General features: G+C 52.3%; 13 protein-coding genes. All 13 read left to right on the forward strand.

Going from position 1 to position 6,214, the window contains the following annotated elements:
- Positions 1–38: 38 nt before the first annotated feature.
- Complete coding sequence (ypjK, locus tag ACOTW6_RS20430; RefSeq protein WP_063255810.1) at positions 39–275, forward strand: protein YpjK; 237 nt, start codon at positions 39–41, stop codon at positions 273–275.
- Positions 275–718, forward strand: a complete 444-nt coding sequence (locus ACOTW6_RS20435; protein ID WP_001547764.1) for a YfjS/YafY family lipoprotein — start codon at positions 275–277, stop codon at positions 716–718. Before ypjK ends, ACOTW6_RS20435 begins: the two co-directional genes overlap by 1 nt.
- 22 nt (positions 719–740) lie before the next feature.
- Positions 741–1,208 (forward strand): protein YkfB, encoded by a 468-nt coding sequence (gene ykfB / locus ACOTW6_RS20440; RefSeq protein WP_001547765.1) that lies wholly within the window; start codon positions 741–743, stop codon positions 1,206–1,208.
- Positions 1,209–1,284: 76 nt separating this feature from the next.
- Complete coding sequence (locus tag ACOTW6_RS20445) at positions 1,285–1,524, forward strand: DUF905 domain-containing protein (RefSeq protein WP_000194654.1); 240 nt, start codon at positions 1,285–1,287, stop codon at positions 1,522–1,524.
- A 97-nt stretch (positions 1,525–1,621) separates the two neighbouring features.
- Complete coding sequence (locus tag ACOTW6_RS20450; protein WP_151331197.1) at positions 1,622–2,080, forward strand: antirestriction protein; 459 nt, start codon at positions 1,622–1,624, stop codon at positions 2,078–2,080.
- 15 nt (positions 2,081–2,095) lie between these two features.
- A complete protein-coding gene (locus tag ACOTW6_RS20455) occupies positions 2,096–2,572 on the forward strand; it encodes a RadC family protein (RefSeq protein ID WP_368569693.1) in 477 nt (158 codons plus the stop codon).
- A gap of 8 nt (positions 2,573–2,580) precedes the next feature.
- A complete protein-coding gene (locus tag ACOTW6_RS20460) occupies positions 2,581–2,802 on the forward strand; it encodes a DUF987 domain-containing protein (RefSeq protein ID WP_048981705.1) in 222 nt (73 codons plus the stop codon).
- Between the two features lie 18 nt (positions 2,803–2,820).
- Positions 2,821–3,147, forward strand: coding sequence for a type IV toxin-antitoxin system antitoxin YafW (gene yafW / locus ACOTW6_RS20465; RefSeq protein ID WP_001548930.1), 327 nt, complete (start codon positions 2,821–2,823; stop codon positions 3,145–3,147).
- A gap of 89 nt (positions 3,148–3,236) precedes the next feature.
- Positions 3,237–3,614: a TA system toxin CbtA family protein gene (locus ACOTW6_RS20470; RefSeq protein ID WP_000854726.1), complete on the forward strand. Its 378-nt coding sequence runs from the start codon at positions 3,237–3,239 to the stop codon at positions 3,612–3,614.
- Entirely contained in the window at positions 3,611–4,099 is a 489-nt protein-coding gene (locus ACOTW6_RS20475) for a DUF5983 family protein (RefSeq protein ID WP_001547769.1), read from the forward strand. The genes ACOTW6_RS20470 and ACOTW6_RS20475 overlap by 4 nt, the downstream gene beginning before the upstream one ends.
- Positions 4,100–4,110: 11 nt before the next feature.
- A complete protein-coding gene (locus tag ACOTW6_RS20480; RefSeq protein ID WP_421766288.1) occupies positions 4,111–4,308 on the forward strand; it encodes a hypothetical protein in 198 nt (65 codons plus the stop codon).
- Between the two features lie 84 nt (positions 4,309–4,392).
- The gene (locus tag ACOTW6_RS20485) at positions 4,393–5,235 is read left to right on the forward strand and encodes a DUF4942 domain-containing protein (RefSeq protein WP_001548928.1); all 843 of its coding nucleotides are present in this window, start codon (positions 4,393–4,395) and stop codon (positions 5,233–5,235) included.
- A gap of 245 nt (positions 5,236–5,480) precedes the next feature.
- Entirely contained in the window at positions 5,481–6,101 is a 621-nt protein-coding gene (locus ACOTW6_RS20490) for a DUF2238 domain-containing protein (protein ID WP_062932499.1), read from the forward strand.
- Positions 6,102–6,214 lie beyond the last annotated feature (113 nt).

Below are 6,214 nucleotides of genomic sequence, written 5' to 3' on the forward strand. Positions count from 1 at the left end.
AGTGAAGGTCTATCTCAACTCATCCGCAGGGAGAGCCTATGCCATTTATTGCCATTATCGCCATTGTTGTCATCGTCATCATTCTGAACAAAACCGGGGTGTCCGAGAGCCTCACGGCCCTGACCCTTGCCACTGTTGCCGCACTGCTGACGGGAGGTGGCGCAGCAGGTGCCGCCAGTGTCGCGCTGACACCGTTCGTCGGCGTGCCGGTGGGTATTTTCGTGGGGATTTATGTCTTTGCCAAAGTGGTTCGTCTGATTTCAGGAAAAAAATAATGAAACGTAAAACACTGCCTCTGCTGGCGCTGGTTGCCACCACTCTGTTTCTCATCGCATGCGATGACAGAAGTGATGACCTGAAGGCCATCAGTAAATTTAAGGACCTCACCCCACCGCGTTTCAGTGATGTGGTCAGCCACCAGGATGATGTCAGCGAAGAATGGTCACAGGTTGACTACTTATCCGGTCCCACCTTGCAGGTTTTACGTACCCGCCAGTCGCCCGATGGCTGCGAGGATGGCAGTTACTACTACCTCGTGGATATGCAGGAAAAAACCGTCCAGCCACTGATGAATGCGCTGTGTATTGCCGATAACATCAAACTGGAATACCAGGAGGTGACGGACCCGTATACCAAAGAAAAATACTTTGAGTACGCCCATGACGGCAAACTGATGGGGCGACTGCTGATACCCTCAAACCCTGAGAACCAGGAATAAAACAACGACAAAGGAGACAAGAATGACAATACTTTCACTAAGTCGGTTTATGCTGGCGGGTGTACTGCTCGCGAGCTTTAATGCCTCTGCTATCCCGGGGTTCTGGCAGCAGGGTTACGGTCAGGGCAATACGGAATACAGCGTGACCGAAGCCAGCGGAAAGACGTTTACCATCAACTGCACAGGGAACCCGGACCAGAATGGTTTCTATCAGCATTCAGTCTTTCTTACCCTTGCCGATGACAAGATGGTCAGTTCGCACGATGACGACACTACTATCACCGTAGTGATGGATCACCAGCAGTACATTATTCCGTCCAGCCTGGGCTGGCGTAACGGCGATAACGCCTGGTTTGACTTCATCAGCAATATCTCTGAGGCCGGGCAGTTCGACGTCTACGTCAATGACCACAAAGCAGGGACCTTCACTGCGGACCGGAAGAACGCTGAGAAAGTTCTGTCCACTCTCGGAGACTGCAGCAACGACTGATAGTAGTATCTTCCCCAGCAAATCCACCCCGACAGCTAGCAGGCTGCCGGGGTTTTCTTTTATCAGGAGCCCGAAAATGACCCAATCCGTGTTGCTGCCACCGGGGCCTTTCACCCGGAGACAAGCGCAAGCGGTCACTACCACGTACAGCAATATCACACTCGAAGACGACCAGGGCAGTCACTTCCGTCTGGTGGTTCGTGATACTGAAGGCCGGATGGTCTGGCGGGCATGGAACTTTGAGCCGGATGCCGGTGAAGGTCTTAACCGCTATATCCGCACCTCAGGCATCCGTACAGACACGGCCACCCGCTGATCGCGAAGCATTTACCCGCATTCACCTCCCCGAACACACTTTATATCCCCATACGCCAGCCATCGCCGCTGGCGTTTTTATTGACGGAGACATACCCATGACAACACAGACGCAGCACGACCTCGCACCCGCTAACCAACCCGAATTTGAACTGACCGTCACGCCGGTCCCCGATGAACAGCGTATCGATTTCTGGCCACAGTACTTTGGCGCTATCCCGCAGTGGCTACTCCTGGAGCCGCATATCTTCGCCTGGATGGACCGCTTCTGTGAGGGCTACAGCGGTGGTATCTGGTCGTTCTACACCCTCAGCAATGGCGGCGCATTTATGTCCCCCGAGCCTGACAACGATGAGACATGGCGTCTGTTTAACTGCCTGAACGGTAACGATGCCCAAATGAGTGCAGAAGCAGCAGGTATTGCTGTCTGCCTGATTGCGTACAGCCATCACGCCTGTCGCACCCAATGCGATGCCATGACTGAACACTATTACCGCCTGCGGGATTACGCCCTGCAGCATCCAGAGGCCCACGCCATTCTGCGTATTATCGACTGACCGAAGGAGCAACAGATGAAACAGCTTTCCTTTTTACCCGGCGAGATGACGCAACAGGACCGGCGTCTCATTCAGCGGGCGCTCAGGGCTCTGGACCGCCACCTGCATGAGCCCGGCGTGGCCTTCACCTCTATCCACGCCGTACGTGAATGGCTGCGACTGCATATGGCCGCGCTTGAGCGGGAAGAGTTCCGGGTGCTGTATCTGGACAACCAGAATCAGTTGATTGCCCATGAAACGCTCTTCACCGGCACGATTAACCGCACCGAGGTGCATCCCCGGGAGGTGGTCAAACGTGCCCTGTACTTCAACGCGGCGGCGGTGATACTCGCGCATAACCATCCTTCCGGCGAGACAACACCCAGCCAGGCTGACAAAACCCTCACGCAACGACTGGTACAAGTGCTTCAGTTGGTGGATATCCGCGTCCCTGACCACTTGATTGTCGGTGGCAAGCAAATCTATTCGTTCGCAGAACACGGTCTGTTGTGAGGTATGACATGAAAATTATCAGTAAACGCCGGGCAATGACGATATACCGCCAGCATCCTGAGTCCCGGATCTTTCGCTACTGCAGCGGAAAATACCAGTGGCACGGTAGCGTCTGTCATTACACCGGCAGGGACGTTCCGGATATCGCCGGAGTCCTCGCGGTATACGCCGAACGCCGCCAGGACCGCAATGGGCCCTATACCTGCCTGATGAGCATCACCCTGAACTGACAATAGTGGAGAACTGTAATGAGCAACCCTACCAGGGGCCTGCAGCGGGAGATTACACTGCGCCTGGGAGCCCGTCTGGTGCAGGAAGGCAACCGACTGCATTATCTGGCTGACCGGGCCAGCATCACCGGCAAGTTCAGTGACATCGAATGCCGGAAGCTGGATGAAACATTCCCGCACTTTATCCGCCAGATGGAATCGATGCTGACCACCGGTGAACTCAGCCCCCACCATGCCCACTGCGTTACCCTGTACCACAACGATTTAACCTGCGAAGCCGACACCTTCGGCTCCTGTGGTTACGTTTATCTGGCTGTTTATCCGACGCCTGAAACGAAAAAGTAAATCATCAGAATAATCTTCTGCTCCGGCCTGGTGTTTTCACCACGCCACTTTTCCATTTTTCATCTCTGCATATCAGGAAAATCTTCAGTATGAAAACATTACCCGACACACACGTACGGGAGGCATCGCGCTGCCCGTCTCCCGTCACCATCTGGCAGACACTGCTGTCCCGGTTGCTGGACCAGCATTACGGCCTTACGCTGAATGACACACCGTTCGCCGATGAACGTGTGATTGAGCAGCATATTGAAGCTGGCATTTCACTGTGTGATGCGGTGAACTTTCTCGTTGAAAAATACGCACTGGTACGTACCGACCAGCCGGGATTCAGCGCCTGTACCCGCTCTCAGTTAATAAACAGTATTGATATTCTCCGGGCTCGCAGGGCAACCGGCCTGATGACCCGCGATAACTACAGAACGGTAAATAACATTACCCAGGGGAAGCATCCGGAGGCGAAACAATGAAACTGGCCCTGACGTTGGAAGCCGACAGCATTAATGTGCAGGCACTGAACATGGGGCGAATTGTCGTTGATGTCGATGGTGTTAATCTCACTGAACTGATTAACAAGGTCGCTGAAAACGGTTATTCACTCCGCGTGGTGGAGGAATCCGACCAACAGTCAACCTGCACACTACCACCGTTTGCAACCCTTGCCGGCATACGCTGCAGTACCGCACATATCACGGAAAAGGATAACGCCTGGCTGTACTCGCTGTCACACCAGACCAGTGACTTCGGTGAATCAGAATGGATTCATTTCACAGGTAGCGGATATCTGTTACGTACCGATGCGTGGTCATATCCGGTTCTGCGGCTTAAACGCCTGGGGTTGTCAAAAACGTTCCGTCGTCTGGTTGTCACACTCATCCAACGTTATGGCGTCAGTCTCATTCATCTGGATGCCAGCGCTGAATGTCTGCCGGACCAGCCCACTTTCGATTGGTAACCAGGAACAACATGAAATCATTAACCACGGAAACCGCACTGGATATTCTTATTGCGTGGCTACAGGACAATATCGACTGCGAATCGGGAATTATCTTTGACAACGATGAGGATAGAACGGATTCAGCAGCACTGTTGCCCTGCATCGAACAGGCCCGGAAGGATGTCCGTGCTCTTCGTCATGTGCAGCTTCTGCACCAGAACCGGTGAATATCACTCACCATACTTCATTCCCCTGACGCCAGCCTGAATACAGCTGGCGTTTTCGTTTATAAACCAAAAGGAAAACCGATAATGTCAGACATCACAATCTCCCGTCCGGAAGTGGTCACCGGGCATACGGACGTTATCTGCTCCACCAGTATCCAACACGTTGTGACGGTACGGAATGCAGCACTGCAACAAACCGAAACGCTTATCCGGCAACTGGCAGAAATCTCAGTGCTGACAGCAGGCATTGGCGGCAAAACCGCCCTGGACTGGGCGATGAAACAGAATTTTCGCTGTGGCTGCTGGCTGATGGAAAAACCGGAAGCAGCAATGAAAGCCATCACCCGCAATCTCGATCGAGAAATCTGGCGTGACCTGATGCAACGTTCCGGGATGCTGAGTCTGATGGATGCGCAGGCCCGGGACACATGGTACCGATCACTGGAATATGATAATTTTCCGGAAATCAGTGAAGCGAATATCCTGAGTACATTCGAACAACTGCACCAGAATAAGGATGAGGTGTTTGAGCGAGGGGTGATCAACGTCTTCAGGGGACTGAGCTGGGATTACAAAACCAACTCACCCTGTAAATTTGGCAGTAAAATTATCGTCAACAATCTGGTGAGGTGGGACCGGTGGGGGCTTCATCTGAACAGCGGGCAACAGGCCGATCGACTTGCCGATCTGGAAAGAATGCTACACCTGTTCAGCGGCAAACCGATCCCCGACAACCGGGAAAACATCACTATTCGTCTGGATGGTCACATCCAGTCCGTTCAGGGTAAAGAGCGCTATGAAGACGAGATGTTCATCATTAAATACTTTAAGAAGGGATCTGCACACATCACTTTCAAAAGGCTGGAACTGATTGACAGAATTAACGATATAATAGCCAGGTACTTTCCTTCTGTGCTCTCAGCCTGATCCCGAGTGTGATTCCCTTTCGATATCAAAAGGGACTGCGGGTATAATTGAGGGTACATTTTTAATCAAACCAAATAAATTATACTAATATCAATATGATAAAAGAAATTTTCGATTCCGAGTCCGGCACCACTATTTAAAGAACCCAGCCTATGGCTGGGTTTTTGCTTTTCTGTATCTGCTACGCATTGAATTTTCCCTTCTGTCAGGTAATAGTGATTTTTTTCCCTGACAATGAAAATGATATGACCTTATCTGCTTTAAAAGTCGGGTCACTGCTCCTGCTGTTGATCCTGTTTTATACCGGCCTGTTCACGAGCGATCGCATCACCTGGCTGATGGAGGTGACGCCCGTCATTATCATCATCCCACTTCTGCTTGCCACGCATCGGCGATACCCCCTGACTCCCCTTCTCTATACCCTGGTTTTCTTCCACGCCATCATTCTGATGGTTGGTGGTATGTACACCTATGCAAAGGTTCCGGTTGGTTTTGAGGTTCAGGAGATGCTCGGGCTTAGCCGAAATCCGTATGACAAGCTCGGTCACTTCTTCCAGGGGCTGGTTCCCGCACTGGCAGCGCGAGAAATTCTCCTGCGCGGTGAGTATGTTCGTGGACATCAGATGACGGGATTTCTGGTGTGCTGTGTTGCTCTGGCCATTAGCGCCACCTATGAACTCATTGAGTGGTGGGCAGCTTTGGCGATGGGACAGGGTGCGGATGATTTTCTGGGGACGCAGGGCGATCCATGGGATACCCAGTCTGATATGTTTTGCGCGCTGCTTGGTGCGTTAACGACGGTACTGATCCTTGGGCGTTTCCATCAGCGGCAATTGCTTCGTTTGAATGTGGATAGTACGTTCTGAGTTGCCGGGTGACGGCTTCGCCTTACCCGGCCTGCCGTTTTTCAGCAAATAAACGCAAAAAGGCCATCCTTGCGGATGGCCTCTTCACTTGTTTGATGCCTGGCAGTTCCCTA

This window comes from Enterobacter cloacae complex sp. IR5403 (assembly GCF_049238705.1).
In the GTDB taxonomy this organism is placed as follows: Bacteria; Pseudomonadota; Gammaproteobacteria; order Enterobacterales; family Enterobacteriaceae; genus Enterobacter; species Enterobacter hormaechei_C.

Coding starts and splice junctions, on each gene's coding strand:
- ypjK (WP_063255810.1), top strand. CDS start 39: ATGCCATTTATTGCCATTATCGCCATTGTTGTCATCGTCATCATTCTG.
- ACOTW6_RS20435 (WP_001547764.1), top strand. CDS start 275: ATGAAACGTAAAACACTGCCTCTGCTGGCGCTGGTTGCCACCACTCTG.
- ykfB (WP_001547765.1), top strand. CDS start 741: ATGACAATACTTTCACTAAGTCGGTTTATGCTGGCGGGTGTACTGCTC.
- ACOTW6_RS20445 (WP_000194654.1), top strand. CDS start 1,285: ATGACCCAATCCGTGTTGCTGCCACCGGGGCCTTTCACCCGGAGACAA.
- ACOTW6_RS20450 (WP_151331197.1), top strand. CDS start 1,622: ATGACAACACAGACGCAGCACGACCTCGCACCCGCTAACCAACCCGAA.
- ACOTW6_RS20455 (WP_368569693.1), top strand. CDS start 2,096: ATGAAACAGCTTTCCTTTTTACCCGGCGAGATGACGCAACAGGACCGG.
- ACOTW6_RS20460 (WP_048981705.1), top strand. CDS start 2,581: ATGAAAATTATCAGTAAACGCCGGGCAATGACGATATACCGCCAGCAT.
- yafW (WP_001548930.1), top strand. CDS start 2,821: ATGAGCAACCCTACCAGGGGCCTGCAGCGGGAGATTACACTGCGCCTG.
- ACOTW6_RS20470 (WP_000854726.1), top strand. CDS start 3,237: ATGAAAACATTACCCGACACACACGTACGGGAGGCATCGCGCTGCCCG.
- ACOTW6_RS20475 (WP_001547769.1), top strand. CDS start 3,611: ATGAAACTGGCCCTGACGTTGGAAGCCGACAGCATTAATGTGCAGGCA.
- ACOTW6_RS20480 (WP_421766288.1), top strand. CDS start 4,111: ATGAAATCATTAACCACGGAAACCGCACTGGATATTCTTATTGCGTGG.
- ACOTW6_RS20485 (WP_001548928.1), top strand. CDS start 4,393: ATGTCAGACATCACAATCTCCCGTCCGGAAGTGGTCACCGGGCATACG.
- ACOTW6_RS20490 (WP_062932499.1), top strand. CDS start 5,481: ATGACCTTATCTGCTTTAAAAGTCGGGTCACTGCTCCTGCTGTTGATC.